The following is a 26,537-nucleotide window of genomic DNA, read 5'->3' as shown; positions in this document are numbered from 1 at the left end:
GACATATCCGAAAAACCGCCCTTTTCCTCCCGTCTGGCCCCGAACCGTCAAATGCAGTCTATTCTTAAACTGACTACAAAAGGAGGAAGTTATGACTGATTTCGACGCTGATAAAAATGCGGAATACGCTGGCGATAAGGCCAAAAACAAGCTCGATGAGCTCGCAGGATCTGCTCAGCAGCAGTTTGGTGATTTTGTGGACTCACCTAAACATCAGGTTAAAGGCGCAGCGCGTAAATACGCGGCGCAGGCCAGCGATGCGGTTTCGGACGTTACTGAAGCCGTAAGAAACAATCCGCTTTCCGGCCTGATTGCCGCCGGTGCGGTTGGCGTTGTTCTCGGCCTGCTGTTGGGCCGTAAGTAGTTTCAGGCCCTTCGGGGCCTGATTAATCTGCCTTGCTCTACCCTTCCTCACTCTTTTTTTAGCCTCCCTCACTCTGACCCAGCCCGCCACTGCGTTCGTCGCATTGTGGTGAACATTTTTGTTCATTTGAAAAATAGTTGTACATTTTTGATGTACAGATTTCGATTATTGGTATAGATTCTAACACATCGATGTTACACAAATGTTCAAGAAACGGTGGGTAAACAATGCGTCGCAATCACAATCCAACGCCAGCAGAGAACGCTATCACGTTGTATTTTAATAAGAACAACATTCCAGGACAGCAGGAAACGCTTGGGTTGATTGTTAGCGAGATCATCAAAGAAAACCTCCCCCTGAGCCGAATGACAATTTGTACAAAGCTGCTGCGTCGCATTGAAGAATCATCCTGCGATGATGAGAAGGCGCATTACAACGGCCTGATCGCTCTTTTCTTCGCCCGGTAAGCAAGTCTGATTTTTAGCTTACTGAGTTGGTTTCGTTGAGCTGAAGAAATATTCTTATCATCGCGCGACCAACAACCTGCTTCAGGCCGTTACGCTGGAGCAGAGTGAGATTAAAGCTATGCATAGAACTAAATTCGAACGACTGAAAGATGATTTGATTGGTGAGGCGGTGCTGTCCATTTTGAAAGAAAACGGTCCTATCACCTTCTCATCCCTGGCCGCACGCCTTCTGGTGATGGCCCGGGCAGAAACCAATCCAGAAAGAAAAGATGCATTGATTGCGGCAGAGAATGAAGTGCGCGAGCGAATTACGGGCGTGTCGCAGGATCGGGGGCGCGTCATTGGTGACTATGACGTCTCCAGGGTGCGTTCGATGTTACATCACGAGCCTCACCATTCTCCGAATAAAAAGCATTGAACTCCAACTAACACGGTGCGCCAACATGGAAAAAGTCAGTACACAGCAGAATTACATTTTTGAGGCACTGCATGACAAGGGTCTGGCCGAGTTTTTCCAGAACGCCGGGAAGAATCTCAGCGATGAGGCGGAAGTGCTGGGTTCAGCAATACGCTGCATCTTGCTTTGCGGAGACAACCTCTCCAACAAAGAGATCATTTTGCAGTTGATCCACGCGCTGGAAATTACCCCAGAGCCTGAAGCCTGCGACGTCATCCGCAACACGCTTGAAATCGTGGTGGGCTTCACCCGAGACGACATCTAACCGCCTGTTGACCACCACCAGCCAAAACGCTGCACGTTAAAAAGGGGGCCACTCGGCCCCCTTTAGCGCCTCTATAGCCCTCCCGTCAACCAAACGTTGTACAACCCTGCCCGCAGAAGGACGCATTTCCTTTTTCTCCTTTTGCTGTAATATGCGTACTATTGCAATATTTTGCAGGATTTTTTTCCCATGCACAAAACCGCCCGACAAAAGTACGTGCTCGATATTCTGACCGAACAGGGTCAGGCCAGCATCGCAGAGCTTGCAGAAAGGATGCAGGTTTCTGCTGACACCATCCGCCGCGATTTGACCGACCTGGAAAAGGAAGGCTTAGCCCAGAAGAACCACGGCGGAGCGATCGCGCTCAACCTTTCCGCCATGACGCGCCAGGGCCGCAGCGTCCTGCTGCCGCAGACGAAACAGCTGTTGGGAAAACGGGTCGCGGAGTGCGTTCCTGCCGGTTCAACGCTGTTTCTGGACGCGGGCAGTACGGTGCTGGCGGTTGCCGGGCACCTCAAAGGGCCGCTGACGGCAATCACCACCTCGCTCGATATTGCGCAGCTCTTTAGCGATCGGGAGGACATCGAGCTGATCCTGCTCGGCGGCAACTGGGACCCGCAGCAGCGCCTGTTTGCCGGAAGCGCAACGCTTTCGCTCCTGTCGCGCTATCGGGCGGATATTGCCATTCTCGGCGCGTGCGCCATTCACGCCGAGCTGGGCCTCAGCGCCAGCAAAGAGGCCGATGCGGACGTCAAGCGGGCCATGCTGGCCGCCAGCCGCGAGCGCTGGATCGTCGCGGACCACTTGAAGCTAAACCACTGCGAGCCGTATCTGGTTTCCGGGCTGGCGGATATACAACAGCTGTTTTTAGATCGTCCCTGGGCAGAGCTTGGGGACAATAGCGCCCTGCACGTCACCGTGGCAGATGCGTCATCACCTGGAGAAGATCATGAATAAAGAGAAGACGATAAACGTTGCGCTGATCGGGTATGGATTTGTGGGCAAGACCTTCCATGCCCCGCTGATCCAGTCCGTTGACGGGCTTACGCTGGCGGTGGTTTCCTCCCGTGATGAGGAAAAGGTTAAGCGCGACGTTCCGAACGCGATTGTCGTGGCAACCCCTGAAGAGGCCATTCAGCACCCGGACGTAGACCTGGTGGTGATTGCCTCCCCGAACGCCACCCATGCGCCGCTGGCAACGCTGGCCCTGAACGCGGGCAAACACGTCGTGGTGGACAAACCCTTTACCCTCGACATGCAGGAAGCGCGCGATCTGATCGCGCTCGCAGACGAAAAGCAGCTTCTCCTTTCCGTGTTCCACAACCGGCGCTGGGACAGCGATTTTCTCGGCATTAAGCAAACCATTGAGCACGGCACGCTCGGCAAGGTTAAGCACTTTGAGTCGCATATCGATCGCTTCCGCCCGGAGGTTCGCGTGCGCTGGAGAGAGCAAAACGTGCCGGGCAGCGGGCTGTGGTTCGATCTCGGTCCGCACATGATTGACCAGACGCTACAGCTGTTCGGCCTGCCGCAGTCGGTGCAGGGCAACATCGCCACGCTGCGCGACGGCGCGGAAATCAACGACTGGGCGCACGTAGTGCTGAATTACCCGGAGCATAAGGTGGTTCTCCACTGCAGCATGCTGGTTGCCGGGGGCGTCTCTCGCTTTACCGTTCACGGCGACAAGGCAAGCGTGGTGAAGGCGCGCATCGATCGCCAGGAAGCGCAGCTGCTGGCGGGCGTTGTTCCAGGAAGCGAAAGCTGGGGAGAAGACGATGACGATATGGTGCTGTTTAACGCGCAGGGTGAAGCCAGCAAGCTGCCCACGCCAAACGGCGATCAGCGCCAGTACTACGTTAACGTGCGCGATGCCCTGAACGGCAAAATCGATAATCCGGTGCATCCGGTCGAGGCCCTCGCAGTGATGGCGGTTCTGGAAGCGGCGGTAACGTCCTCCGAAACCGGCTCAACCCGGGCGCTTGAACTCACGGCGGAGGAGCGCGCGCAGCTTCAATAAGCGCTAAAAAAATGCCCTGCGGGTTGCAGGGCACGTTCAGCTACTGGCGCTTCTTCGGCATCATGCGCAGCAATGTATTGTCTTTCCAGTAGTAGTGGTGCATCAGCGCGGCAAACGCGTGCAGGCCAATGACGAAATAGCCCAGATTTGCCAGCGTGACGTGCCACGCTTTCAGCATGTCGACCAGGTCAAAATTCCCCTCCGCCGCATGCGGCATCGTCAGGCCGAAGGCAAACCAGTCGCTGCCGCGGTTGTACATCATCACAATACCGATCAGCGGCAGCGCGATAAACAGCAGATAAACGACCAGGTGTCCAAGGTGCGACAGCCCGGTGATCATCGCTTTTGGCTTCGGCTGGATAGGAGGCGCAGGGAATTTAAGGCGAATCAGCAGGCGTGCCGCCATCAGCACCAGAATAGAAATCCCGCAGGATACGTGGATCATGTTGATTAACGGCCGATCGCTTCGCGGGAAAAATCCCCTGAACTCCATGGCGCAATAGGCCACGATGACTAACAAAAACACCAGCCAGTGGATGCTAATTTGCAGACCTGTATATTTCGTGCGCATAAATTTTCCTGAAAAATGACGTTACCTGCCTCAACATAACGACCTTTCCTTAAAATTTCATTAACTGTTTTGCGGTAAATCTCAGGAATAAAAAAACACCCGCAGATGTGACCCTGCGGTGACAGGGAGCGGGTGTTAGGCAGCGATCGACCGTATAGTCGAGATGTAGGTTCGATGAATCCAGAAAATATAGCCTGACCTCGCGGATAATTCCAACTTACCGCCGTCCAATGGCGACGAGGCCAGTGCCGCCGATAATATAAGGACATTCTTAGATAAATTTAGCTGTCCGTGCTGAAACGGGCTATATTCGGTTCAACTGGTTTAAAACCATACGCCATGACGTAATAATAACCAGTCAAGCTCGAAACCACTAAATTCACATGAGATATAGCGCTGAAGGTTAGTCACCGAACTTAATCCCAGTCTCTGCATCGCGGTATATAAGGTAGAGTCGACGGTTTTTGTAGATACCCTTAGCGTTTGTGCGATAGACGCATTAGATTTATAGCGCCGCATAATACAGGTTCTTAGCTGCGACTTCGTCAGATCTTTAAGCGTGCGGCATGCGTAAACATGCTCGACCAAATCCGTCATGCCTATCCCGCGCTTGTTGGATAACTGATTTAAAACGTCATTTATTGAAGAATGACTGCTTATCACATCAAACTTTGCCAGCAGCTCGGAATAAATACCTCTGCTGCCTAAGAAATAAAATTCCGCGTCGCTGGACAGTTCGTATTTTTCCAGCTCGCACATCAGGTTCTGCAGGCATGAACAGCCTTCCAGGTCTATCAGACAGATTTCACGCGTTGTGAAAGAGTGCTCTAACACCCATTTTAATGCTTCGCGTAAAAATGCGTTATGCGTAATAATTATAGACATCGTTTCGCGCCATCGTGTTGAAATTTGGATGTGGTGTCGGGTGCCTCCCGATGACGATATCCAGTCAACCTATCGCCGGAAATAATATTGGGACTGTAGAGAGAAACTTAACTGTTCCGCGTGCGCTTAGCCGCATTCACCACGAAATAAATTTAACGGAATCCCGCTCACTAATCTAAAGCTTTATCTGTACTTTTTAAGACTACTATCGGTCCACTAATATACTTCCGCGCGAAATACCCATCCGTTAAAACCGCACATTACGCAATACAACATATTGATGCCCTTCTTTTTTTACGCTACCGCGGTGAAATGCGCGCGGACCGTTTTGATGCCCGGTGATGATGTCCCTCTGACTTGCCCCCCTCCCCGTCATGGTCTAAGCCTGGATAGGTTCACCCTGTCATACTGACACTTCACCAGGAGTATATAATGAGCAACATTGGCATTAACGGCTTTGGACGCATCGGGCGCCTTGTCCTGCGTCGTCTTCTCGAAACCCAGAACGGCAACGCCGTGGTCGCGATCAACGATCTCACTTCCCCGAAGGTACTGGCCTATCTGCTTAAGCATGACTCAAACTACGGCGGCTTTCCGTGGAGCGTGGATTTCACCGAGGACGCGCTAATCGTCGACGGCAAAACGATTTCGGTCTATGCCGAAAAAGAGGCCAAACATATCCCGTGGAAAGCAGCGGGCGTCGACATCGTTGTGGAATGCACCGGTTTTTACACTTCTGAAGAGAAGTCCCGCGCGCATCTTGATGCCGGAGCCAAAAAGGTGCTGATCTCAGCCCCGGCGGGAGAAATGAAAACCATCGTCTTCAACGTTAACGACGACACGCTCGACGCAAACGACACCATTGTCTCCGTCGCCTCCTGCACCACCAACTGCCTCGCGCCGCTGGCCAAAGCCCTGAACGACGCGTTCGGCATTCAGGTTGGCACCATGACGACGATCCACGCCTACACCGGTACCCAGGCGCTGGTGGACGGCCCGCGCGGTAAAGACCTGCGCGCATCCCGCGCCGCTGCGGAAAACATCATTCCCCACACTACCGGGGCGGCAAAAGCCATTGGTCTGGTGATCCCGGAACTGAGCGGCAAGCTGAAAGGCCACGCCCAGCGCGTGCCGGTCAAAACTGGTTCCGTGACCGAGCTGGTAGCTATTCTGGATAAAAAGGTAACGGTAGATGAGATCCACGCCGCGCTAAAAAAAGCGACCGACGGAAATGACGCGTTCGGCTACACCGATGAGGAGATCGTCTCCTCTGACGTTATCGGTTCGCACTTTGGCTCGGTGTTTGACGCCACGCAAACGGAGGTGAGCGAAGCGGGCGATCTTCAGCTGGTTAAAACCGTCGCGTGGTACGACAACGAATATGGCTTCGTAACGCAGCTGGTGCGAACCCTGGATAAATATGCTGCGTTATAGGCGATCCCCCCTCGCCTGAGGGGGAAAACCCTAAGACTGAAGTCAACCCGGGCAGAGGAATGCGCGACGAACCGTTCATTTCCTGCCCTGTTTATTCCCCGATCGTTAGCATTGCCAGCGGGAACGTCGTTATCGCTTTTGAATAACGTAATAAATGTGCCGCGGACGTATTCTATCCAATCCCAAATTCATTTTTCTGTGCATTTTTTCATCACAATGACATATTAAATAATCTGCTCCAGGAATAATTTCGTATCCAAAAATGCTTTACATCCCGCGAATAATATTTTTTAAGGGTGACAAATTCCTCCCCATGCTCCTACCTCACTAAACCCCCTATTTCACCATCGGCCCGGGCGCCATCTAACACATTGATTTTATTGTTTATTTTATTATCCAGAAATTATAATTCACTTTCTAAAATGTCTGCTTTAAAACATTCATTAAATTTATAGCCGATTGAAGATTCATAATGCAGAGCAAAACCTAAATTTTACTAAAATAGATTTTTATTTTTAATAAGTTTTCATAAATATCAAATACGATATTATTCCTGCCGCCGGGAGAGGTTGAATGATATTAATCTTAACCGGTAATACATTATGACACACTTTGTTGCACTTAAATACACTATGAAAGGATCAAGGATGAAAAAGGTAATTCTCGCTACAGCTATCGCGTTATGCACAACTTCAGCTTTTGCCGGTGAAACTGCCGTTCTGAAAGTAAAAGGCGTGCTGACTAACGCAGCGTGCTCTGCAGACATGAGCAACGGCGGTGTGATTGACTACGGTCGTATCGCACTGGGCAACCTGAGCGCAACTGCAAACAACGTGCTGGGCCAGAAACAGCTGCCAGTAACCATCACCTGTACTGCTCCAACCAAAGTTGGCTTTACCATCAGCGATGACCGTATGGACAGCAACGCACAGCTGCCAGTTGATGTTAACACCACTAAGGCCGTGACGGATAAGTATTACACCTACGGTGTTGGTAAAACAGCTGGCGGTGTAAAAATTGGTAACTACGGTCTGTGGATGTCTGACGTGACTGCAGATGGTAACAGCGTTGACTCAATTGGTGTTAACGGTGACTGGAGCCAAACTGCATGGGGTAAAACCAGCGTTCCACGTAGTGATGCATTCAACACTATGGCGTTCGCGGCTACCTCTACCAGGGAACCGCTGGCAGTTACCAATGCTACCTTTAACTTCAACTCTAACCTGGTCATTCGTGACACCGCAACGCTGGCAATCACTGACGATACCCAGCTGGACGGACAGGCAACCCTGACTCTGGTTTACCTGTAATAGTTAGACGCGATTAGTTTTACCTGTTCATAACGGGCCAGCGATGGCCCGTTATTTTTGCGTCTGTCATATCAGCGAACGGCTGACCAGCGCGTCGGTGAGAATGGCGTCGTCACGCAGAACGTTCCACGCACGCTCAACGTCCTCAGGGATCTCGACGTGGTCAATAAAATCACGCCCTGCCGGACCGTATCCCCCGAGGTCGTCCCTTAAACGCGGAAGCTCCCCCAGCACCAGCGATAAATAACGCTCCACCGGCCACAGCCCGTCGCTGCCGCCCGGGAACACCAGCCCATCGTTGCTATTTTCTACCACCGGCGTCACGCCAGGATGGCTTATCCACTGCGGCGCAGCAGCCTCGTCCCGACAGACGCGGGCGAACGTCGCCATGGTCCGGCGCTGCATCGTCGGGTCCTGAACCACCAATACCCTCTGCGCGCCAGGATAATGATGACGCATCATCTCCCGGCTAAAGCGAGCATTCTCGCCGCAGTTGGTGGACCGATCCTCCACAAGAATACGCTCCTCGGGAATTTGCCAGAATTTGCGCGCGATATCTGCCAGAACGGCAGCTTCAGCGCGCCCCGTGGTCGGGATGGTGTTATATCGGGGATGGCGCGCAACCGCCGCGTATAAAAACGTCGTGGAGTGCCCAATGCCACCGCTTATCAGCAGCGGCTTCTCCTGAGCAGCCGCGATGCTGCATGCCGCGTCTATCGTCGGGATCACCGCGTTGCCCGCCAGAATTACCAGGTCAACCGGCTGGCCGGGTTGCCAGGCATCTTCCGCCAGCCAGCGCCCTACGGTGTTAACGGCGCGAAGCGTGTTTTCAGGCAGAACAGGAAACATTGTCGGTATCATGGTTACCTCCTTACGGCAGTGAAGCCCAGCGTACCGCACTCTTGCGATCTGAAAAGAGGATCTCTCTGAAAGCCAACGCCGCTGGCTCGACCTGTTTTTGTCACTTTTCTGAAATAACCAGAAACATCCAAAAACAATTGGGTTGCACCAGAGCTCGCCAGGTGACACCGCGTCTATCATTAACGGGGCGAGGTTTACTCATGACGCAACATGAAGGTACAGCGACGGTATTGTGAAAAAACAAAAAGGTGCTTATTGCCAGCCTGACCGGCAGCGCCATTGAATGGTTTGACTATTTTCTCTACGGCACGGCCGCCGCGCTGGTGTTCAACAAGATTTTCTTTCCGATGGTCGATCCGGTTATCGGGCTCATTCTCTCCTATCTCTCTTTCTCGCTAACGTTCTTCATCCGCCCCATAGGGGGCGTGCTCTTCGCCCACATCGGGGACCGCATCGGGCGTAAAAAAACGCTGATACTCACTCTCTCACTGATGGGAGGTGCAACCGTGGCAATCGGCCTGCTGCCTACCTATGACATGATTGGAATGTGGGCACCGGCCCTGCTGATCCTGATGCGCATTATTCAGGGAATGGGCATCGGGGGTGAATGGGGCGGCGCGCTGCTGCTGGCCTACGAATACGCTCCCGAGAAGCGCAAAGGCTTTTTTGGCAGCATTCCTCAGGCGGGCGTCACCATCGGTATGCTGATGGCAACCTTTATCTTGTCGCTGATGACGCTATTTAGCGAAGAGGATTTCCTCTCCTGGGGCTGGCGCATTCCCTTCCTGCTGAGTGCGGTGCTGGTGCTGCTCGGACTGTGGATACGTAAGGATATCGACGAAACGCCGGACTTTCAGAAGGTCAAAAAATCCGGTCAGGTGGCAAAAGCGCCGCTGCGCGATACGCTGAAACACCACTGGCGCGAGGTGCTGATTGCCGCAGGGCTGAAGGTTGTCGAAACCGCGCCCTTCTATATCTTCTCGACCTTTGTGGTGAGCTATGCCACCACGACACTGACCTACCAGAAGTCGCAGGCGCTTGAGGCGGTCACGCTGGGCGCGCTGGTTGCCACTATACGGGCATCACGCTCGGTTACCCGCTCGGCGCGGCGCTGGCGGGCGGAACGGCGCCGCTGATCGCCACCGGCCTGCTGGCAAAATACGACGGCGACTGGGTGCCGGTGGCCTGGTATTTAGCGGTGACCGTCGTTATTTCACTGGTTGCGATCTTCTGCGCCAGCCGCGTCAAGCGCCAGCCGGCGCTTCTCGCACAGCCTCACGAGCTCTAGTCTCCGGGCGGCACGCTTCGGGCCGCTTCTGCCCTCAGTGTGTGATCGTCATTTGATTAATGTATGATAATCATATTCAATTGAATTATGATTTACGCCAATCGTCGAATCATTTGCCCGCTCACTATTCAACTTTTCCAAAGGTAAACGTCGCTATGCGCCTGCCCAAACGCGATCCTTATGCTCCTCGCGAGTGGCAGCCACATGAAAAACCCGCCCTGCTGGGTTCACCTTCGACGCCGGAACACCCTACCCCAAAGCGAATCGCCTATGGCGTGGTTGGCCTGCTGGTGTGCCTGACGGGCGCGCTGGGTAACGCGGTCGTCGCCGCCAACCTGCAAAACCTGCAGGGCACGTTCGCCGCCTGGTCTACGGAGATTGCCTGGCTTCCCGCCGTGTACGTAATGACCAACGTCTCCATCAACCTGCTGCTGGTGAAGTTCCGGCAGCAGTACGGCCTGCGCGCGTTTACCGAAGGTTTCCTGGTGCTGTACGTGCTGGTGACCTTCTTCCACCTGTTTGTGAACGACCTTAGCTCGGCGCTGATGGTGCGCGCCGCGCACGGCATGGTGGCCGCCGCGCTCAGCTCGCTCGGTATTTACTACCAAATCCAGGCCTGGCCCGCGAAGCACCGCCTAAAGGCGCTGACGATTGGCATCACCGGCTCGTCGCTGGCTATCCCGCTGGCGCGGCTCTTTTCCACGGAGCTGCTGCAGCTCGACGAGTGGCGCGGGCTGTACTTCTTCGAGCTCGGGCTGGCGCTCATTTCGCTGGCCTGCGTGATGGTCCTTAAGCTGCCGCCGGGCGACAGGCGCAAGGTATTTGAAAAGAAGGACTTTATTACCTTCTTCCTGCTCGCGCCGGGGATGGCGCTGCTCTGCGCGGTGCTCTCGCTCGGCCGTCTCGACTGGTGGTTTGAAGCGCCGTGGATCGGCTGGGCGCTCGCGCTGTCGCTGGTGCTGATCGTCTCCGCCATTGTTTTTGAGCACAACCGCAGCAACCCGCTGCTCAACACCCGCTGGCTGTCGAGCGGCAGCATCGTGCGCCTGGGGCTGATCATGCTGCTGATCCGCATCGTGCTGGCGGAGCAAAACACCGGCGTTATCGGCTGGCTACAGTACGTGGGCTTACAGAATGAGCAGATGACGCGCCTGGCGTGGTCGATTTTCGCCGGGATCGTCTGCGGCATCGTCACCAGCTGTCTGACCATCAAACCGACGAAGCTGGCGTGGCCGATTATCACCTCGCTGGCGCTGATGATTGTCGCCTCGCTGCTGGACAGCCAGTCCACCAGCCTGACCCGCCCGGACCAGCTGATGGTGAGCCAGTTCCTGCTCGGCTTTAGCAGCGCCTTTTTCCTCGCCCCGGCGATGCTGGCGGCCATCGGCGGCGTGATCGCTGAACCGCGCAACCTGGTCAGCTTCTCGGTGATGTTCGGCATGAGCCAGAACGTGGGCGGCCTGCTCGGCTCGGCTATTCTGGGGACGTTCCAGACGTGGCGCGAGAAATACCACTCGAGCCTGCTTGCAGACCAGCTCACCACGCTGAATCCGTTGGTGAACGAGCGGATTCAGATCTATACCCAAATGTATAAAAGCCTGATTGGCGACAGCGCGCTGCTCGGCACGCAGGCGATTACCCAGCTGCAGACCGCGACGGCGCTGGAGGCCAACATTCTGGCCTACAACGACACCTATCTGCTGACGGCCAGCATCGCGGCCGCCACGCTGGTCTGGATTTTATGGCGCTTGCTGCGCCTGCGCATAACGGCCCGTCTGGCGTTAAAACACGCCACTGGCGACAAGTAAAAATCAAGAATAAACGATCTTTCGGGAGAGGATATGAGTCAGCAGGATGCCGCCAGAGAGCAGGCCAACACGCGCAAAAACGTACGCATTGTGTCGATATTCACCGCCGCGGCCATTGGCATCGTTGGGGTGCTGGTGATCCTCTACGCGTGGCAGCTGCCGCCGTTTACTCGCCACGTGCAGTTCACCGACAACGCCTACGTTCGCGGCCAAACGACCTTTATCAGCCCGCAGGTCAACGGCTATATCACCGAGGTGCGCGTTCAGGACTTTGCCCAGGTCAAAAAGGGCGACCTGCTGTTGCAGATTGACGACCGCATCTACCGCCAGCGCGTGCATCAGGCCGAGGCGCAGCTGGCGATGAAAATCGCCGCGCTCAATAACAACCTGCAGCAGCGCAAAAGCGCCGACGCGGTGATTGCCAAAAACGAGGCCGCGCTGAAAAACGCCCGCGCTCAGAATCTGAAAACCCAGGCCGACCTGAAGCGCGTGAAAGAGCTGACCGCCGACGGCTCGCTCTCGATTCGCGAACGCGACGCGGCCTTGGCCAGCGCGGCTCAGGGCAATGCCGATATCGACCAGGCCAGCGCCACGCTGGAGATGTCGCGCCAGGATCGGCAAACGGTCATCGTCAACCGCGGCGCGCTTGAGGCGGATGTCGAAAACGCCAAAGCGGCGCTGGAGCTGGCGCAAATCGACCTGCAAAACACCCGCATCGTTGCCCCGCGCGACGGCCAGCTTGGGCAAATAGCCGTTCGCCTCGGCGCTTACGTCACCGCAGGCACGCACCTGACCACGCTGGTGCCGCCGCAGCACTGGGTGATCGCCAATATTAAAGAGACGCAGCTGGCAGACCTGCGCGTCGGGCAGCCGGTGAAATTTACCGTCGATGCGCTCAATGACAGGGCCTACGAGGGCCGCGTAGAGAATATCTCCCCGGCCACCGGGGTCGAGTTCAGCGCCATCACGCCGGATAACGCCACGGGAAACTTCGTGAAAATCGCCCAGCGCATTCCGGTGCGCATTGAGGTGCTCGGCAAGCCGGAAGACGCGGCGCTGCTGCGCCCGGGGATGTCGGTACAGGTGACGATTGATACGCGGGAGGCGAAGCCATGATCCTTCGCCCAGCGGCCGCCGCGCTGGTGGCGATATCGCTCGCCGGATGTCAGTCGGTCGACGTCAAGCCTGCCCAGCCCTCGCTGCAAATCCCCGCGCAGTGGCGCGCCGCCGCGGGCCCCGCCAGCCCGGCGCAACGGCTGTGGTGGCGCAATTTTCACGACAGCAACCTGAACCGCTACGTGGACCAGGCGCTGGTGAATAACAGCGACGTGCTGATCGCGCGCGAACGCATTAGCGAGTATCAGGCGCGGGTCTATGCCGCCGACGGCAGCCTCTTTCCGTCGCTGGATGCTGGCGTGACCGGCACGCGCGCCCGCTCGCAGTCAGCCGCAACCGGGCTGCCCGCGTACGGCACGCTGTATAAAGGCAGCCTGACAGCCAGCTACGACGTGGATATCTGGGGCGTTAACCGCAGCACCGCCAGCGCTGCCGAAGCCTCGCTTGAGGCACAAAAGGCCGCGGCCGCCGCGGCGGATTTAACCGTCGCGTCAGCGGTGGCCTCCGGCTATGTCACCCTGCTCTCGCTGGACGAACAGCTCAGCGTGACCGAGTCCACGCTGAAATCCCTCGAAGAGGCGTACAACCTGGCCAAACGTCAGTTTGAAACCGGCTACAGCTCGCGGCTGGAGCTGATGCAGTCCGACTCCGAGCTGCGCGCCACGCGGGCGCAGGTGCCGGTCATTCAGCACCAGGTTGCGCAGCAGGAGAACGCGCTCAGCCTGCTGCTGGGCAGTAATCCGGGCGACATAACGCGCGGAAGTGATTTCGACGGGTTAACTCCGCTCGCGATCCCCTCGCAGCTGCCGTCCACCCTGCTCAACCGCCGCCCGGATATCGCCCAGGCGGAGCGGCAGCTGGTTGCGGCAGACGCGACGCTCGCGGCGTCTCGCGCCAGCCTGCTGCCGTCGATCAACCTGACCGCCACCGGATCGGTGCAGGATCGTACCCTTTCGGGCCTACTGGACAACCCGCTGCAGCTGTGGAGCGTTGGCGGCAGCATTCTCACGCCGCTGCTCAACCGTCAGGCGCTGAACGCGCAGGTGGATATTTCCCAGTCGCAGCGCAACCAGGCGCTCTACGGATATGAAAAAACGGTGCGCAACGCCTTCGCTGAAGTGAACAACAGCCTCGACGCCATTACGCGCTATCAGGAACAGCTGACCGAGCTGCTGGCGCAGCAGGATGTCGCGGATGAAACGCTGCGGATCGCGCAAAACCGCTACCGCAACGGCTACTCGTCCTATCTGGACGTGCTGGACGCGCAGCGCACGCTCTATTCGGTACAGACCAGCGTGGTGCAGGTGAAAAACAACCTGCTGCTGGCGCAGATCGATTTGTATAAAGCCCTGGGCGGCGGCTGGGTTAGCGCCTGAGAACGTGCCGGGTGGCGGCTGTGCCTTACCGGGCCTACATATTCTTCCGTAGGCCCGGTAAGCGCACCGCCACCGGGCGCTGTTTTTAACCGGAAATTTGCTCCATCGCCTGCAAAATACGCTTATCCGAAATCGGATACGGCGTCCCGAGCTGCTGGGCGAAGAAGCTGACGCGCAGCTCCTCGATCATCCAGCGGATCGCCTGCACGTCCTCATCGTCGCGGCGGGCGGGCGGCAGCTTGTTGAGCCACTGCTGCCACGCCTGCTGCACGCTCTCCACCTTCAGCATTTGAGCGCGATCGCGGTGCGGATCGATGGCCATTTTTTCCAGCCGTTTTTCAATTCCGTGCAGGTAGCGCAGCGTATCGCCCAGGCGCTTGAAGCCGTTGCCGGTGGCAAACCCCCGGTACACCAGCCCCGCCATCTGCGCCTTCACGTCCGACAGGCCAAGCGCCATGGTCATGTCCACGCGCCCCTTCAGCCGCTTGTTGATGTTGAATACCGCCGTCAGGATCTGTTCGACCTGTTTGGCAATCTCCACCACGGTATCGTTCAGCTCGGCGCGCACCTTGTCGTGCAGTTTCGCAAACGCTTCCTCGGTCCAAACCGGGCCGCCCGCCTCGTCAATCAGCTTGTCCACGCCGCAGGAGATGCAGTCGTCAATCAGGTCCAGCACCTTGCCGTACGGGTTAAAGTACAGCCCCAGCTTGGCCTTGTTCGGCAGCTTCTCGTGCAGATACCTGATCGGCGACGGGATGTTGAGCAGCAGCAGGCGGCGCAGCCCGCGCCACATCATCTGCTGCTGTTCCTGAGGATTGTCGAACAGCTTAATCGCCACGCTGTCGCGCTCGTCCACCAGCGCGGGCCAGGCTTTTACCCTGTAGTTACCGCGCTTCTGTTCGTAGCTTTCCGGAAGCTGACCAAAGCTCCAGATGTGCAGCCCGCTCTGCTCAATGCCGTCATCCGCCACCGCAGAGAGCGTCTCCTGTACCTTGCCCTTCAGCGCGTCCTTCAGCTCGGTAAGCGAACGGCCCTCCAGCAGCTTTTTATTTTTATCGTCCACCACGCGGAAGGTGATTTTGAGGTGATCGGGCACCTGATCCCAGTGCCAGTCCTCGCGGTCGATGGTGGTGCCGGTCATGCGGCGGAACTCGCGCTCCATCGCGTCCAGCAGCGGCATCTCCAGCGGCGTCACGCGGCCTAAAAACGCCTCGGCGTAGTTTGGCGCAGGCACAAAGTTACGGCGCACCGGCTTCGGCAGCGATTTGATCAGCGCAATCACCAGCTCGCGGCGCAGGCCGGGGATTTGCCACTCAAACCCGCTCTCCGCCACCTGGTTCAGCAGCGGCAGCGGAATGTGGACGGTCACGCCGTCCGCGTCCGCGCCCGGCTCAAACTGGTAGGTCAGGCGCAGCTTGAGGTTGCCCTGATGCCAGAAGTTCGGGTAGTCGAGCTTGCTCACCGACTCCGCGCCCTCCTTAATCAGCATGCTCTTTTCAAAGTTGAGCAGGTCCGGCGTCTCTTTCGCGATCTTCTTCCACCAGCTGTCAAAGTGGCGCGCGGAGACCACGTCGTGGCTGATGCGCTGGTCGTAAAACTCAAACAGCGTCTCGTCGTCCACGAGGATGTCGCGGCGGCGCGTTTTGTGCTCCAGCTCCTCCACTTCCGCACGCAGCTTCAGGTTTTCGCGGAAGAAGGCGTGGCGCGTCTGCCAGTCGCCCTCGACCAGCGCGTGGCGGATAAACAGCTCCCGGCTGAGGGCTGGATCGATCTGGCTGTAGTTGACCTTGCGCGCGGCCACCACCGGCAGGCCGTACACCGTCACTTTCTCGGTCGCCATCACCGCGCCCTGCGCGCGCTCCCAGTGCGGCTCGCTGTACGAACGCTTCAGCAGGTGCTGGGCAACCGGCTCAACCCACTCCGGATCGATACGGGCCGCAATGCGCCCCCACAGGCGGCTGGTTTCCACCAGCTCGGCCACCATCGTCCACTTCGGCGGCTTTTTGAACAGCCCGGAACCCGGGAAGATGGAGAAACGGGCGTTGCGCGCGCCGGTAAACTCCTGCTTGTCGGCATCCTTCATGCCGATATGCGACAGCAGCCCGGTCAGCAGCGCGATGTGAATTTCGCGGTACTCCGCCGGCTCGCTGTTGACCGGAATGCCCAGCTCTTTCACCACCTGCCGCAGCTGGGTGTAGATATCCTGCCACTCGCGCACGCGCAGGTAGTTGAGGAAATCCACCCGGCACTGGCGGCGGAACTGGTTAGAGGAGAGCGCCTTCTGCTGCTCGCCGAGGTAGTTCCACAGGTTCACAAAGGCGAGGAAATCGGACTCTTTATCGTGGAAGCGGCGATGCTTCTCATCGGAGGCCTGCTGCTTGTCCATCGGACGCTCGCGCGGGTCCTGAATCGAGAGCGCCGAGGTGATGATCATCGCCTCGCGCACGCAGCCGTGCTTCTGCGCTTCGAGCACCATGCGCGCCAGGCGCGGATCGACCGGCAGCTGGCTCAGCTGGCGGCCCAGCGGCGTCAGCTTGTAAGCAGTCGCCTGCTCGTCGGTGGCGATCGCGCCGAGCTCTTCCAGCAGGCGCACGCCGTCCTGGATGTTGCGCTTGTCCGGCGCCTCCACGAACGGAAACGCGGCGATGTCGCCCAGCCCCAGCGCGGTCATCTGCAGAATGACGGACGCGAGGTTGGTGCGCAGAATTTCCGGGTCGGTAAACGCCGGGCGCGAGAGGAAATCGTCCTCAGAATAGAGGCGAATGCAGATCCCTTCCGACACGCGGCCGCAGCGGCCCTTACGCTGGTTGGCGGAGGCCTGCGACACCGGCTCAATCGGCAGGCGCTGCACCTTGGTGCGGTAGCTGTAGCGGCTGATGCGCGCCGTGCCCGGGTCGATCACGTATTTGATCCCCGGCACGGTGAGCGAGGTTTCCGCCACGTTGGTCGCCAGCACGATGCGGCGTCCGCCGTGCGGCTGGAACACGCGGTTCTGCTCGCTGTTCGACAGGCGCGCGTAAAGCGGCAGGATCTCGGTGTGGCGCAGGTCGCGCTTGCTCAGCGCGTCGGCGGTATCGCGGATTTCGCGCTCGCCGCTCATGAAGATCAGAATGTCGCCCGCGCTCTCCCTGCCGAGCTCGTCAACGGCATCGAAGATGGCCTGCAGCTGGTCGCGCTCGGTATCGTCCGCCTCTTCGACAATCGGGCGATAGCGCACTTCCACCGGAAAGGTACGGCCGGAGACTTCAATAATCGGCGCGTTGTTGAAATGCTTTGAGAAACGTTCCGGATCGATGGTCGCGGAGGTGATGATGATCTTCAGGTCAGGACGGCGCGGCAGCAGCTCTTTCAGGTAGCCGAGCAGGAAATCGATATTCAGGCTGCGCTCGTGCGCTTCATCAATAATGATGGTGTCGTACTGCATCAGCAGCCTGTCCTGCTGAATTTCCGCCAGCAGGATGCCGTCGGTCATCAGCTTGACCATGGTGTTGTCGCTGACGCGATCGCTGAAGCGCACCTTGTAGCCGATGCAGCCGCCCGGCTCCGTTTGCAGCTCTTCGGCAATGCGGTTCGCCACGGTGCGCGCCGCCAGACGACGCGGCTGCGTGTGGCCAATCAGCCCTTTCACCCCGCGCCCCAGCTCCATGCAGATTTTTGGCAGCTGGGTGGTTTTACCGGACCCGGTTTCCCCCGCGACAATCACCACCTGGTGATCGCGCACGGCGTTGAGAATGTCCTGTTTTTTCTGGCTGACGGGCAGGTTTTCCGGATAGGTAATCGCCGGGCGCGCGGCTTCGCGCAGCACAACTTTCCCTGCCGCCTGGTCAATCTCTTTCGCCATCTCCTGGTAAATGGCCTGTTGTGCATCAGGATTTTTAACCTTCTTCACGCCGTGCAGACGACGGGCAAACCGCTGTTTGTCGCGCAGCATCAGGGAATCAAGCCGCTGCATGAGCATCGGGAAGGTGAGCGTTTGGAGTTCTGTCATAGCGTTAACGGGCAGTGCACTGCCGGATAAAATCTCTTTTTAATGATTGGTATAGAGTACCACACCCGCGCTTTTCACGCCTTATTCAAAAATTTCGAACATAGGCTTCGATATATTGCGCTATCCCTGTGGCAGGATTGTGAATAAAGTGTCAACAAGCAACGGGGCATCCCCCTTCAATCAAATAAATACAGGAATCACCCATGAGCAAAGTATTAGTTCTGAAATCCAGCATTCTGGCAGGTTACTCTCAGTCTGGTCAGCTTTCTGACTACTTCATTGAACAGTGGCGCGAACAGCATCCTGCTGACGAAATCACCGTGCGTGACCTGGCAGCAAACCCGATTCCCGTGCTGGACGGCGAGCTGGTTGGCGCGCTGCGCCCAAGCGATGCGCCGCTGAGCCCGCGTCAGCAGGAAGCGCTGGCGCTCTCCGACGAGCTGATCGCCGAGCTGCAGGCGCACGACGTTATCGTCATCAACGCGCCAATGTACAACTTCAACATCTCCACCCAGCTGAAGAACTACTTTGACCTGGTCGCTCGCGCCGGCGTCACCTTCCGCTATACCGAAAACGGTCCGGAAGGCCTGGTGAAGGGCAAGCGCGCTATCGTGCTGACCAGCCGCGGCGGCATTCACAAAGATACCCCAACCGACCTGGTCACCCCGTACCTGAGCGTGTTCCTGGGCTTCATCGGCCTGACCGACGTGAACTTCGTGTTCGCAGAGGGTATTGCCTACGGTCCGGAAGTGGCGACCAAAGCGCAAAACGATGCGAAAGCGGCTATCGACAGCCTGGTCGCAGCGTAAGATTTCCCCCTCTCACCGCCCGGTGAGAGGGTTTTTCTTTTCCCCACCTTTCGCTATCATGCGCACCCACTCTTCCGCCGGGCTGCCTGATGTCAGTGATTATCGATACCTTTATTGCTCCGCCGTGCCGCGAGGCAATAGAAACGCTGTATCAGGACGACCATCTGGTGCTGATTAACAAGCCTTCCGGATTGCTCAGCCTGTCAGGCAAAAACCCGCAAAACCTCGACTCCGTTCACTTTCGCCTGGTGCAGACCTTCCCCGGCTGTACGCTGGTGCATCGTCTTGATTTTGGCACCTCCGGGCTGATGGTGGTGGCGCGCAACAAGGCGATCAACGCGGCGCTGTGCCGCCAGTTCAGCGAGCGCGGCGTGGAGAAAGTCTACACCGCCCTGCTTTGCGGGCATGTGAAAGAGGATGAAGGGAGTATCGACGCGCCGATTGCGAAAGATCCGGCACTGTTTCCGCTGATGTCGATTAGCGCGGTTAACGGCAAGCCCGCGCGCTCCCGCTATCGGGTAATCGAACGTGTTTATCAGGAGACGGGGTTAGCGCTAACGAGGGTGTTGCTAACCCCGGAAACCGGGCGCACCCACCAGCTGCGCATTCACTGCCGGGAGCTGGGCCACCCTATTCTGGGCTGCGATCTGTACGGCGGGTTAACCTATCCCGGCTCCGCCGACGCACCGCGGTTAATGCTACACGCCAGCGGGCTGGACTTTGTTCATCCGGTGAGCGGAGAGGCGGTTAACGCCCGCCACGCCGCGCCGTTTTAAGCCCGGCTTACCACATCAAATCGTCCGGAATTTTGAAGTCTGCGTACGGATCGTCTTCATCCTGAGCCTCATCACTCAGCGCGCTGTTCAGAACGATGCTGTCGGCATCGCGCTGGGCAATTTTATCCGCCACCACCGCCGGGATAATCGCGTATTCGCAGTCGCCGCTGGCGTTAACCACCAGGCGCGCAATCGCCAGGCGGCCGTTTATCAGCTGGGTTTGCGTCAGCTTATCCACCTCAATTTTCTTGATAAGATTACCGTCGGTGAAGTTAAAGGTAATATTGCCCTTCGACACGGTGATGCGGTTCATCTCGATCAGCTGCTTAACCTGAGCCTTAAACTCTTTCGCCAGCACCGCCTGCTTGTGCTGCTCGCTCAGCTGCCTGTCGCGCTCAAGCTGCGCCTTTTTGTTCTCTTCTACCGCTTCTCTGGCCTCGCGGGCCTGCACGCGGGATTTCTTCGCCGTGCGCTGGACTTTAGCCACTTTCTTGCTGGTCACTAAGCCCGCTTTCAGCATCTGCTCTTGTAAGGTGAGTTTTGACATGTTCGTTGTAAACCGGTTGGAAATTTGGCGGGATTATACCCGTTATGGGTAATCGCTGAAACATTCCGAACTTTTCGGCTTAACCTGAATGAAATATCTTCACCTGTCGACCAGGCTTATCCTTTTCATTGATAAGGAAACCGCGCGATGAAACGCCTGTTTATGTCGATATTTTCCAGCCCCGAGTCCCTGCTGCAGGTCATGAGCCAGCAGGAAATCATTGAGGCCGTCGAGGACGGCGACCGAATTATCATCGACCAGGACGGGAACGCGTCCGTAAATTTCAAAAGCAACGAGGTGCGTGAAGACTTCCTTCGCCACGTTAACGCACTGAAGAGGGCGTGACATGGGAACGGCGATCTTTATGGTGCTAATGGTGTGCGGATACTGGTACACCAGCCGCGACCTCTCGACCCGCTTCAAAATCAAGCGTTCTTTCGGCTGGGACGTCTATTTTCTTGTCGCGCTGTACGGCTGCATTTTCGTGCTGCAGGGCGTGATCGCGACGGGGCTGCTGTGGCTGCTTCTGCTCGCGCTGTCCGCTGCCGATAACACCTTCCATTTCAGCTCCGAACGCTACGCCAACTGGCAAATGGAGTTTATGAACTGGAGCTTTTTAGGCATTCAGGCGCCCGTAGTCCTGATGCTGGCTTTCACCATTCTGTTTTGTCTTTACCGCTCGAACTGGGCCGGAAGCGCGCGGCTGGACGGAAGCGGCAGAAAAAAGCTCTACCAGCGCCTCGCGCAGTCGAGCGGTATCGAACAGCTGCTCTACCAGTGCATGGAGGAAGGCGAGCTCGCGCAGGTGACGCTGAAATCGCGCAGGATCTATATCGGCATGATCCATACCGCCACCCTGGAATATGAAAAAACGGCGAATATCGTCCTGATCCCGATGCTGAGCGGCTACCGCGACGTCAAAACGATGAGCATGCGCATCGAGAATAACTACAGCGCCTGGTATGACGCGCACGGCATCACGCTGGATTCAGAACCCCGAAGCGCCATGGCATTTAGAAAAGTCATTATGCTGAGCCACATCGAGAGCCTGTCGCTGTTTGACCCGGCCAGCGCAAGCGCGCTGGCGCTGGTGGGTCGGGAGGAACGATCGTCTGATGCTGGCTGAAGCAGAACGCTGCGGCTTAACGCACCATAGCCCGCCCATGATAGAAATGGGCGGAAGTAAGTCTGATTAATATCTTTACGGCAGGCCCTGATAAAATAGTGAATCGATCATCGCCGCGCGGCCTTTCCATGCCTGTGCTTCGGAAAAACTGTCGGGTAAAGGTGAAGACCACCAGACTGAATCCGTTATGCGCAAAATAATATTTTGCCAGTAGTTTTCTGGCGTTACATTCATTGCTATGGAAAAATCATTACATAATGCGCGTCGGTTCTGACTGTCTAAACAAACAAAATAATCTGGACGCTTCATGGCCAGCATCCTGGTCATAGTCGCAATGGCTGCCCCGCCCTCGGGGAATGCGAGCCTAAACAATCTCACATACTTTTTATAATCAGCCTCGATAACAATACCCGTTAAGGGTATTTGATCCAGCGCTTCAGAAAGATAGGGATTATTAGTGTTAATCACATTTTTAAAGTAGCCGGCTCCGACCATGCTGCCAAACCATTTCCAGTTAATGTCTACGCCATTAATTACCCCCGCAACTTGTTTACGCTGCAGGTCACTCAACGCCGAGAAGGATGAATTCTCCGTAAAATACTTCTGAACCGTGTCGAGTACATCAAGCCTGCCCTGAAAGGAATTTAACTCATCATCGGAAATTCTTTTATAGTACTCATCCCACGTGAGTGAGAATATCTCAGAGCTCAATATACTCCGTTTATTTTTGGTTTCGCCGTAGACACCTTTCAAGGCATCTAACTTTTGCCTGTTTTTATTCCATATGTTTTTATAATTGGAAATTTCCCGGCAAGTCATCTTACTCGCTTCCGACCAATAGAGATCAATCGCTTGCAAAATATCCGCTAAGGCCGTATCTGCTCCGGGCTCGTTGCTCTTAAAGTGGGTCATCATTTCATGATTTTTTGTCAGCGCGGACGCAGTGAAATTGGCGCTTCCTACCAGACATTCCCATTCCCCATTCTCGTTCGAGAAAAGATACAGCTTTGGATGAAAAACGCCATCGGTCTTCAGTATAAATCTTACATTACAACCACTTGAAAAGGCATCGATGAAATTAGGATGCGTTTGGTAAAAATGCGTCCCGACGATCATTTTGACTATTTTGTGTTTATTTTTCAGCAGAGCAAATGACGCTTTTGAGCCCATCGAAGCCCACGCTGTCGCAATATGATATTTTGCGTATTTACGCATGAGTTTTACGAGAGCGAGATCAATTTCGAATGGAGATGTGATAATTTTCACTGGCTTCCTTTTTAGCAAAGTTGTGCAGCTCAATACGGCCTTGATGAGAAATGCTACTGATGACAACCCTGGTTTTTGGAATGGAAATAGGGATTGGGGTTGTCCACGGCGAAACTGGCCTTCTCGAATATTTTATTTTTTTCGATTAATGCTTCATCCATGAATTGGTCGGGATCGCTATAAAATTTCATGTAACTCACGCTAATTTCGCCATCGCTCGCATATTGTACAATGTCAATCTCTTCCAGGTTGTCCTTACTACGGAAAATCGAATTTGTCATCGTTGGGGTGGATGCTGCGTTAGGGTTGTACAACGGATAAACTATGCCTCCTATGATGAGCCCTTTTTCAGTGATTCTCATCGGTGTTGGAGAGATGTCTTTACAAACAAAGGGCTTTGAAAGATCGATGGGTTTGCTAAAAAGCCCAGCCTGAACCGAAAAGCACATCCCTAACTGTGCTCCAGCAATAAGCATGACGCCGACACTTCGAGAGATTTTCATTACATTTATCCAAAACTTCTTAAGCGCATATTCAGGTATTAGATCTTAAAAAAATATGAATTAAATGACAATGAATTCACTTTAAAATGCTAAAAATAAATCCGGATTTGATTGTGAAAATACCTCAACTGTACGCACCCTATACGATGTGGTAATTTTCACCCCGCCGACTTCGGCCGCAAGTTCTCATCAAAGACCAGCCGCTTGCGCCCCGGCTCTTCCTCGCGCAGCGGCTCGACCTGGTGCATCGTCAGCTTGCAGCGCTCCACCAGCACCTGATACTCGCGGGTGCCCTGCTGCTTCCAGGCGATCTCCTGCTCGCTCAGGGTGCGGATCGCCTTCGCCGGGCTGCCGATGATCAGGTGGTTGGCGGGCATTTCGGCTTTGGCCTTCACGAACGCCGCCGCGCCGACGATGCTGTTTTCGCCAATCACCGCCCCGTCCATCACCACCGCGTTCATGCCGACCAGCGCGTTGCGGCGAATAATGCAGCCGTGGAGGATCGCGCTGTGGCCAATGTGCCCGTCCTCTTCGACCACGGTGTCCTGCTCCGGAAAGCCGTGCATTACGCAGTTATCCTGAATGTTGGCCCCGTCCTTCACCACGATGCGGCCAAAATCCCCGCGCAGGCTGGCGTTCGGGCCAACGTACACGCCCTTGCCCAGGATCACGTCGCCAATCAGCACCGCCGTGGGGTGAACGTAGCTTTCGTCGGGCACGACCGGGGTCAGGCCGTCAATTTGGTAAACAGGCATAGCGTCTCCTTATATGAAATTAAGGCCACCAAAGCGCTGGTAGTAAAGCGTGCCGGGTGCGGGCAGTTCGCCCACCGAGGTTTCTCCTTTTTCGCTGACAAATGCCAGCGCCCCCGGCGCCACGCGCTGGTAGATGTTGATACAGAGCTGCCGCGCGCTTTGCCCCGCCCAGTGCGCGGGGAGTAGCTCCTCCGGCAGGAGCGGATCTTTAAGCACCACGCGGCGATAGAAATGAATCAGCAGCAGCTGGATCTGGAAACAGCGCTCCGGCGTGAGGTCGTCCGGCGCGGCCTCTTTCAGCAGCGGCAGCAGCGGCCGGAAGGAGTCGATAAACGTTTCGTACATCGCGTTTTGTTCGGTCAGCTGCCAGCACTCTTCGACCCGCGCGCGCAGCGCGGCGCGGGAGAGCGCCAGCGGAGAATGCGCTTCGAAGAAAATCACGTTTTCCGCCACGCCCGCGTCGTGGAGCAGCGACTGCACGTCCGCCAGATGCTGCGACGGCGAGGCCATCAGGCTCGGTGCCAGCGTGCCAAACCCTTGCCAGGTCAGCTGCTTTTTGACGTCCGCGAGCGTGGCTTTGTCCAGCCCTTCGGAAAGCAGCAGCAGCCACTTGCCGTCCCAGGCGGGCAGCTCCGCGCGGTAGATTTTGCTCTCCGCGCGGCGCGTCAGGCGAAGGCCCTTGTCGCTCAGGCGGTAAAAGCTGCGGCGGCCGACGCGGGAAACGTCCAGCCAGCCCTCTTTGTTCAGGCGAAACAGCGCGGTGCGCACGAAGCGCTCGCCGAATCCCATGCCCTCAAGCAGCGCCGCCAGGCTGCCGAGCCAAATCTCGCCGCCGCGGTGGGAAAGCGCATCGCCGTATAACGAGGAGATAAGCGACGTACCGCTGACGGGAACGGCGCTGACCGCGTGCTGGATAAAGGCGTCGAGTTTATTCATGTGATTCATTCTGCTGTGTTTTTTGGTGTGGATGAATCATAGCATAATCCCCTCACCCTGACCCTCTCCCCAAAGGGGCGAGGGAAAAAGACGGCACCGAGCGGTCCCTTCTCCCCTCTGGGGCTGAGCTGAGCGTAAAGTGAACGGAATAACCACCAGAGCCGTATGTTCCCCCTCACCCTGACCCTCTCCCTAAAGGGGCGAGGGGAAAAGACGGCACCGAGCGGTCCCTTCTCCCCACTGGGGAGAAGGTTAGGATGAGGGGAATAAGGTACATCAACCGTTCGCCGCCACCTTGCGCAGATCAAACACCCGGCACGCCTTGCCTTCCGAGCGCGGGATGCTGCCGCAGTTCACGATCGTCACGTCGGTCGAAATCCCCACCATCGACTTAATGCGGTGGCGCAGCTGGTGACACACCTGGCAGCGCTGCTCGTGGCTGAGCGTCAAGCTACTCTCTTTCAGCTCTACCTTCACCGAAAGCGAATCAAGATGCCCGCGGCGGTTGACCTCCAGCTGGTAGTGCGGAGAAAGATGCTCAAACTTCACAATTTCCTCTTCCAGCTGCGACGGGAAGACGTTGACGCCGCGAATGATCAGCATATCGTCGCTGCGCCCGCTGATGCGGTCCATGCGGCGCATGGTGCGCGCGGTGCCCGGCAGCAGGCGCGTAAGGTCGCGGGTGCGGTAGCGGATCACCGGCAGCGCCTCTTTGGTCAGCGTGGTGAACAGCAGCTCGCCCTGCTCGCCGTCGGCCAGCGGCGTACCGTCGTTCGGGTTTACGATTTCCGGGAAGAAGTGATCTTCCCAGATGGTCGGGCCGTCGGCGGTTTCGAGACACTCCATCGCCACGCCCGGCCCCATCACTTCCGACAGGCCGTAAATATCCAGCGCCGTAATGCCCAGCCGCTTCTCGATTTCGCGGCGCATCGCCTGCGTCCACGGCTCCGCGCCGAACACGCCCACCCGCAGGGAGCAGGCGCTGGCGTCGCCGCCCATCTGGCGCTCAAGCTCTTCAATCAGGTTCAGGCAGTAGGACGGCGTCACCATGATCATATCCGGCTGGAAGTCGCGGATCAGCTGCGCCTGCTTCTCGGTTTGGCCGCCGGACATGGGGATCACCGTCGCCCCTAAGCGTTCGGCCCCGTAATGCGCGCCCAGCCCGCCGGTAAAGAGGCCGTAACCGTAGGCGACGTGGATTTTGTCCTTCGCGCTGCCGCCGGCGGCGCGCAGGGAGCGCGCCACGATGTTTGCCCAGTTGTCGATGTCGTTTTGGGTATAACCCACCACGGTGGGCTTACCGGTGGTGCCGGACGAGGCGTGAATGCGCACCACCTGCTCCATCGGTACGGCAAAGGTGTCGAACGGGTAGTTATCGCGCAGATCCTGCTTGGTGGTGCACGGGAATTTTTGCAGGTCGGCCAGCTCGTTGAAATCGTCAGGGTGAACGCCCGCCGCGTCAAACTTGCGTTTGTACATCGGCACGTTGCTGTAGGCGTGGTTTAGCGTCCACTTCAGGCGCGCGGTTTGCAGCGCCTGCAGTTCGTCAACGGACGCGGTTTCGATCGGGTCAAGCTTTGTTGTATTTGTCATTGTAGGGTGCTCACAGGGT

The 26,537-nt window shown here is 56.8% G+C and carries 25 protein-coding genes and 1 pseudogene; 16 read left to right on the top strand and 10 right to left on the bottom strand.

Going from position 1 to position 26,537, the window contains the following annotated elements; all coding sequences use genetic code 11:
• Window positions 1-91 precede the first annotated feature (91 nt).
• The 6 genes from V1599_RS13145 to V1599_RS13120 all read left to right on the top strand — a co-directional run bounded on the left by V1599_RS13145 (window position 92) and on the right by V1599_RS13120 (window position 3,570).
• Entirely contained in the window at window positions 92-364 is a 273-nt protein-coding gene (locus tag V1599_RS13145; RefSeq protein WP_112009952.1) for a CsbD family protein, read from the top strand.
• Between the two features lie 227 nt (window positions 365-591).
• Window positions 592-831, top strand: coding sequence for a regulatory protein YcgZ (gene ycgZ, locus V1599_RS13140; RefSeq protein WP_112009951.1), 240 nt, complete (start codon window positions 592-594; stop codon window positions 829-831).
• 118 nt (window positions 832-949) lie between these two features.
• On the top strand, window positions 950-1,249 hold the full coding sequence (locus V1599_RS13135) for a hypothetical protein (protein ID WP_112010155.1): 300 nt from the start codon (window positions 950-952) through the stop codon (window positions 1,247-1,249).
• A 25-nt stretch (window positions 1,250-1,274) separates the two neighbouring features.
• On the top strand, window positions 1,275-1,553 hold the full coding sequence (locus tag V1599_RS13130; RefSeq protein WP_112009950.1) for a biofilm development regulator YmgB/AriR family protein: 279 nt from the start codon (window positions 1,275-1,277) through the stop codon (window positions 1,551-1,553).
• 189 nt (window positions 1,554-1,742) lie between these two features.
• The gene (locus V1599_RS13125) at window positions 1,743-2,510 is read left to right on the top strand and encodes a DeoR/GlpR family DNA-binding transcription regulator (protein WP_112009949.1); all 768 of its coding nucleotides are present in this window, start codon (window positions 1,743-1,745) and stop codon (window positions 2,508-2,510) included.
• On the top strand, window positions 2,503-3,570 hold the full coding sequence (locus tag V1599_RS13120) for an oxidoreductase (RefSeq protein ID WP_112009948.1): 1,068 nt from the start codon (window positions 2,503-2,505) through the stop codon (window positions 3,568-3,570). The genes V1599_RS13125 and V1599_RS13120 overlap by 8 nt, the downstream gene beginning before the upstream one ends.
• A gap of 40 nt (window positions 3,571-3,610) precedes the next feature.
• On the opposite strand, the gene cybB is transcribed toward V1599_RS13120, so the two are convergent.
• Entirely contained in the window at window positions 3,611-4,141 is a 531-nt protein-coding gene (gene cybB / locus V1599_RS13115; protein WP_112009947.1) for a cytochrome b561, read from the bottom strand.
• Between the two features lie 324 nt (window positions 4,142-4,465).
• Entirely contained in the window at window positions 4,466-5,026 is a 561-nt protein-coding gene (locus tag V1599_RS13110; RefSeq protein ID WP_395300199.1) for a helix-turn-helix transcriptional regulator, read from the bottom strand.
• A 432-nt stretch (window positions 5,027-5,458) separates the two neighbouring features.
• Here V1599_RS13110 and gap point away from each other — a divergent pair, with 432 nt between their 5' ends.
• Both gap and V1599_RS13100 read left to right on the top strand, forming a co-directional pair.
• Entirely contained in the window at window positions 5,459-6,460 is a 1,002-nt protein-coding gene (gene gap / locus V1599_RS13105; protein WP_395300198.1) for a type I glyceraldehyde-3-phosphate dehydrogenase, read from the top strand.
• 647 nt (window positions 6,461-7,107) lie between these two features.
• On the top strand, window positions 7,108-7,770 hold the full coding sequence (locus V1599_RS13100; protein ID WP_395300197.1) for a DUF1120 domain-containing protein: 663 nt from the start codon (window positions 7,108-7,110) through the stop codon (window positions 7,768-7,770).
• 66 nt (window positions 7,771-7,836) lie between these two features.
• On the opposite strand, the gene V1599_RS13095 is transcribed toward V1599_RS13100, so the two are convergent.
• Complete coding sequence (locus tag V1599_RS13095) at window positions 7,837-8,631, bottom strand: YdcF family protein (RefSeq protein WP_112009943.1); 795 nt, start codon at window positions 8,629-8,631, stop codon at window positions 7,837-7,839.
• Between the two features lie 248 nt (window positions 8,632-8,879).
• Here V1599_RS13095 and V1599_RS13090 point away from each other — a divergent pair.
• The 4 genes and pseudogenes from V1599_RS13090 to V1599_RS13075 all read left to right on the top strand — a co-directional run bounded on the left by V1599_RS13090 (window position 8,880) and on the right by V1599_RS13075 (window position 14,219).
• Window positions 8,880-9,919, top strand: a pseudogene (locus V1599_RS13090) (MFS transporter).
• 155 nt (window positions 9,920-10,074) lie between these two features.
• Window positions 10,075-11,727 (top strand): MFS transporter, encoded by a 1,653-nt coding sequence (locus V1599_RS13085; protein WP_395300196.1) that lies wholly within the window; start codon window positions 10,075-10,077, stop codon window positions 11,725-11,727.
• Between the two features lie 33 nt (window positions 11,728-11,760).
• Window positions 11,761-12,843, top strand: coding sequence for an HlyD family secretion protein (locus V1599_RS13080; protein WP_112009942.1), 1,083 nt, complete (start codon window positions 11,761-11,763; stop codon window positions 12,841-12,843).
• The gene (locus tag V1599_RS13075) at window positions 12,840-14,219 is read left to right on the top strand and encodes an efflux transporter outer membrane subunit (RefSeq protein WP_395300195.1); all 1,380 of its coding nucleotides are present in this window, start codon (window positions 12,840-12,842) and stop codon (window positions 14,217-14,219) included. The genes V1599_RS13080 and V1599_RS13075 overlap by 4 nt, the downstream gene beginning before the upstream one ends.
• Before the next feature lie 85 nt (window positions 14,220-14,304).
• Here V1599_RS13075 and hrpA read toward each other — a convergent pair whose 3' ends face one another.
• Window positions 14,305-18,207, bottom strand: a complete 3,903-nt coding sequence (hrpA, locus tag V1599_RS13070) for an ATP-dependent RNA helicase HrpA (protein WP_395300194.1) — start codon at window positions 18,205-18,207, stop codon at window positions 14,305-14,307.
• 203 nt (window positions 18,208-18,410) lie between these two features.
• On the opposite strand from hrpA, the gene azoR reads away from it, so the two are divergent.
• The gene (azoR, locus tag V1599_RS13065; protein ID WP_112009939.1) at window positions 18,411-19,016 is read left to right on the top strand and encodes an FMN-dependent NADH-azoreductase; all 606 of its coding nucleotides are present in this window, start codon (window positions 18,411-18,413) and stop codon (window positions 19,014-19,016) included.
• Window positions 19,017-19,105: 89 nt separating this feature from the next.
• Window positions 19,106-19,792 (top strand): RluA family pseudouridine synthase, encoded by a 687-nt coding sequence (locus V1599_RS13060; protein ID WP_112009938.1) that lies wholly within the window; start codon window positions 19,106-19,108, stop codon window positions 19,790-19,792.
• Between the two features lie 7 nt (window positions 19,793-19,799).
• Here the strand turns inward: V1599_RS13060 and V1599_RS13055 are convergent, their stop codons facing one another.
• Window positions 19,800-20,339, bottom strand: a complete 540-nt coding sequence (locus V1599_RS13055; protein ID WP_112009937.1) for a DUF2058 domain-containing protein — start codon at window positions 20,337-20,339, stop codon at window positions 19,800-19,802.
• Window positions 20,340-20,486: 147 nt separating this feature from the next.
• Here V1599_RS13055 and V1599_RS13050 point away from each other — a divergent pair, with 147 nt between their 5' ends.
• Both V1599_RS13050 and V1599_RS13045 read left to right on the top strand, forming a co-directional pair.
• Window positions 20,487-20,684 (top strand): hypothetical protein, encoded by a 198-nt coding sequence (locus V1599_RS13050; RefSeq protein WP_112009936.1) that lies wholly within the window; start codon window positions 20,487-20,489, stop codon window positions 20,682-20,684.
• 1 nt (window position 20,685) lies between these two features.
• Entirely contained in the window at window positions 20,686-21,465 is a 780-nt protein-coding gene (locus V1599_RS13045) for a hypothetical protein (RefSeq protein ID WP_112009935.1), read from the top strand.
• A gap of 75 nt (window positions 21,466-21,540) precedes the next feature.
• Here the strand turns inward: V1599_RS13045 and V1599_RS13040 are convergent, their stop codons facing one another.
• The 5 genes from V1599_RS13040 to paaK all read right to left on the bottom strand — a co-directional run bounded on the left by V1599_RS13040 (window position 21,541) and on the right by paaK (window position 26,518).
• A complete protein-coding gene (locus V1599_RS13040) occupies window positions 21,541-22,731 on the bottom strand; it encodes a phospholipase D family protein (protein ID WP_112009934.1) in 1,191 nt (396 codons plus the stop codon).
• 53 nt (window positions 22,732-22,784) lie between these two features.
• Window positions 22,785-23,234, bottom strand: a complete 450-nt coding sequence (locus V1599_RS13035) for a hypothetical protein (RefSeq protein WP_146745742.1) — start codon at window positions 23,232-23,234, stop codon at window positions 22,785-22,787.
• A 158-nt stretch (window positions 23,235-23,392) separates the two neighbouring features.
• Window positions 23,393-23,989 carry a phenylacetic acid degradation protein PaaY gene (gene paaY / locus V1599_RS13030; protein WP_112009932.1) on the bottom strand — a complete coding sequence of 199 codons (597 nt, stop codon included), beginning with the start codon at window positions 23,987-23,989 and terminating at the stop codon, window positions 23,393-23,395.
• A 9-nt stretch (window positions 23,990-23,998) separates the two neighbouring features.
• On the bottom strand, window positions 23,999-24,934 hold the full coding sequence (gene paaX / locus V1599_RS13025; protein ID WP_395300193.1) for a phenylacetic acid degradation operon negative regulatory protein PaaX: 936 nt from the start codon (window positions 24,932-24,934) through the stop codon (window positions 23,999-24,001).
• Window positions 24,935-25,201: 267 nt separating this feature from the next.
• Window positions 25,202-26,518 carry a phenylacetate--CoA ligase PaaK gene (gene paaK, locus V1599_RS13020; RefSeq protein ID WP_112009930.1) on the bottom strand — a complete coding sequence of 439 codons (1,317 nt, stop codon included), beginning with the start codon at window positions 26,516-26,518 and terminating at the stop codon, window positions 25,202-25,204.
• Between the last annotated feature and the right edge of the window lie 19 nt (window positions 26,519-26,537).

The sequence above is a fragment of the Enterobacter sp. ECC-175 genome (genome assembly GCF_043968675.1).
In the GTDB taxonomy this organism is placed as follows: Bacteria; Pseudomonadota; Gammaproteobacteria; order Enterobacterales; family Enterobacteriaceae; genus Enterobacter.
This window is presented reverse-complemented; position numbering and strand designations above follow the sequence as displayed.

Coding starts and splice junctions, on each gene's coding strand:
- V1599_RS13145 (WP_112009952.1), top strand. CDS start 92: ATGACTGATTTCGACGCTGATAAAAATGCGGAATACGCTGGCGATAAG.
- ycgZ (WP_112009951.1), top strand. CDS start 592: ATGCGTCGCAATCACAATCCAACGCCAGCAGAGAACGCTATCACGTTG.
- V1599_RS13135 (WP_112010155.1), top strand. CDS start 950: ATGCATAGAACTAAATTCGAACGACTGAAAGATGATTTGATTGGTGAG.
- V1599_RS13130 (WP_112009950.1), top strand. CDS start 1,275: ATGGAAAAAGTCAGTACACAGCAGAATTACATTTTTGAGGCACTGCAT.
- V1599_RS13125 (WP_112009949.1), top strand. CDS start 1,743: ATGCACAAAACCGCCCGACAAAAGTACGTGCTCGATATTCTGACCGAA.
- V1599_RS13120 (WP_112009948.1), top strand. CDS start 2,503: ATGAATAAAGAGAAGACGATAAACGTTGCGCTGATCGGGTATGGATTT.
- cybB (WP_112009947.1), bottom strand. CDS start 4,141: ATGCGCACGAAATATACAGGTCTGCAAATTAGCATCCACTGGCTGGTG.
- V1599_RS13110 (WP_395300199.1), bottom strand. CDS start 5,026: ATGTCTATAATTATTACGCATAACGCATTTTTACGCGAAGCATTAAAA.
- gap (WP_395300198.1), top strand. CDS start 5,459: ATGAGCAACATTGGCATTAACGGCTTTGGACGCATCGGGCGCCTTGTC.
- V1599_RS13100 (WP_395300197.1), top strand. CDS start 7,108: ATGAAAAAGGTAATTCTCGCTACAGCTATCGCGTTATGCACAACTTCA.
- V1599_RS13095 (WP_112009943.1), bottom strand. CDS start 8,631: ATGATACCGACAATGTTTCCTGTTCTGCCTGAAAACACGCTTCGCGCC.
- V1599_RS13085 (WP_395300196.1), top strand. CDS start 10,075: ATGCGCCTGCCCAAACGCGATCCTTATGCTCCTCGCGAGTGGCAGCCA.
- V1599_RS13080 (WP_112009942.1), top strand. CDS start 11,761: ATGAGTCAGCAGGATGCCGCCAGAGAGCAGGCCAACACGCGCAAAAAC.
- V1599_RS13075 (WP_395300195.1), top strand. CDS start 12,840: ATGATCCTTCGCCCAGCGGCCGCCGCGCTGGTGGCGATATCGCTCGCC.
- hrpA (WP_395300194.1), bottom strand. CDS start 18,207: ATGACAGAACTCCAAACGCTCACCTTCCCGATGCTCATGCAGCGGCTT.
- azoR (WP_112009939.1), top strand. CDS start 18,411: ATGAGCAAAGTATTAGTTCTGAAATCCAGCATTCTGGCAGGTTACTCT.
- V1599_RS13060 (WP_112009938.1), top strand. CDS start 19,106: ATGTCAGTGATTATCGATACCTTTATTGCTCCGCCGTGCCGCGAGGCA.
- V1599_RS13055 (WP_112009937.1), bottom strand. CDS start 20,339: ATGTCAAAACTCACCTTACAAGAGCAGATGCTGAAAGCGGGCTTAGTG.
- V1599_RS13050 (WP_112009936.1), top strand. CDS start 20,487: ATGAAACGCCTGTTTATGTCGATATTTTCCAGCCCCGAGTCCCTGCTG.
- V1599_RS13045 (WP_112009935.1), top strand. CDS start 20,686: ATGGGAACGGCGATCTTTATGGTGCTAATGGTGTGCGGATACTGGTAC.
- V1599_RS13035 (WP_146745742.1), bottom strand. CDS start 23,234: ATGAAAATCTCTCGAAGTGTCGGCGTCATGCTTATTGCTGGAGCACAG.
- paaY (WP_112009932.1), bottom strand. CDS start 23,989: ATGCCTGTTTACCAAATTGACGGCCTGACCCCGGTCGTGCCCGACGAA.
- paaX (WP_395300193.1), bottom strand. CDS start 24,934: ATGAATCACATGAATAAACTCGACGCCTTTATCCAGCACGCGGTCAGC.
- paaK (WP_112009930.1), bottom strand. CDS start 26,518: ATGACAAATACAACAAAGCTTGACCCGATCGAAACCGCGTCCGTTGAC.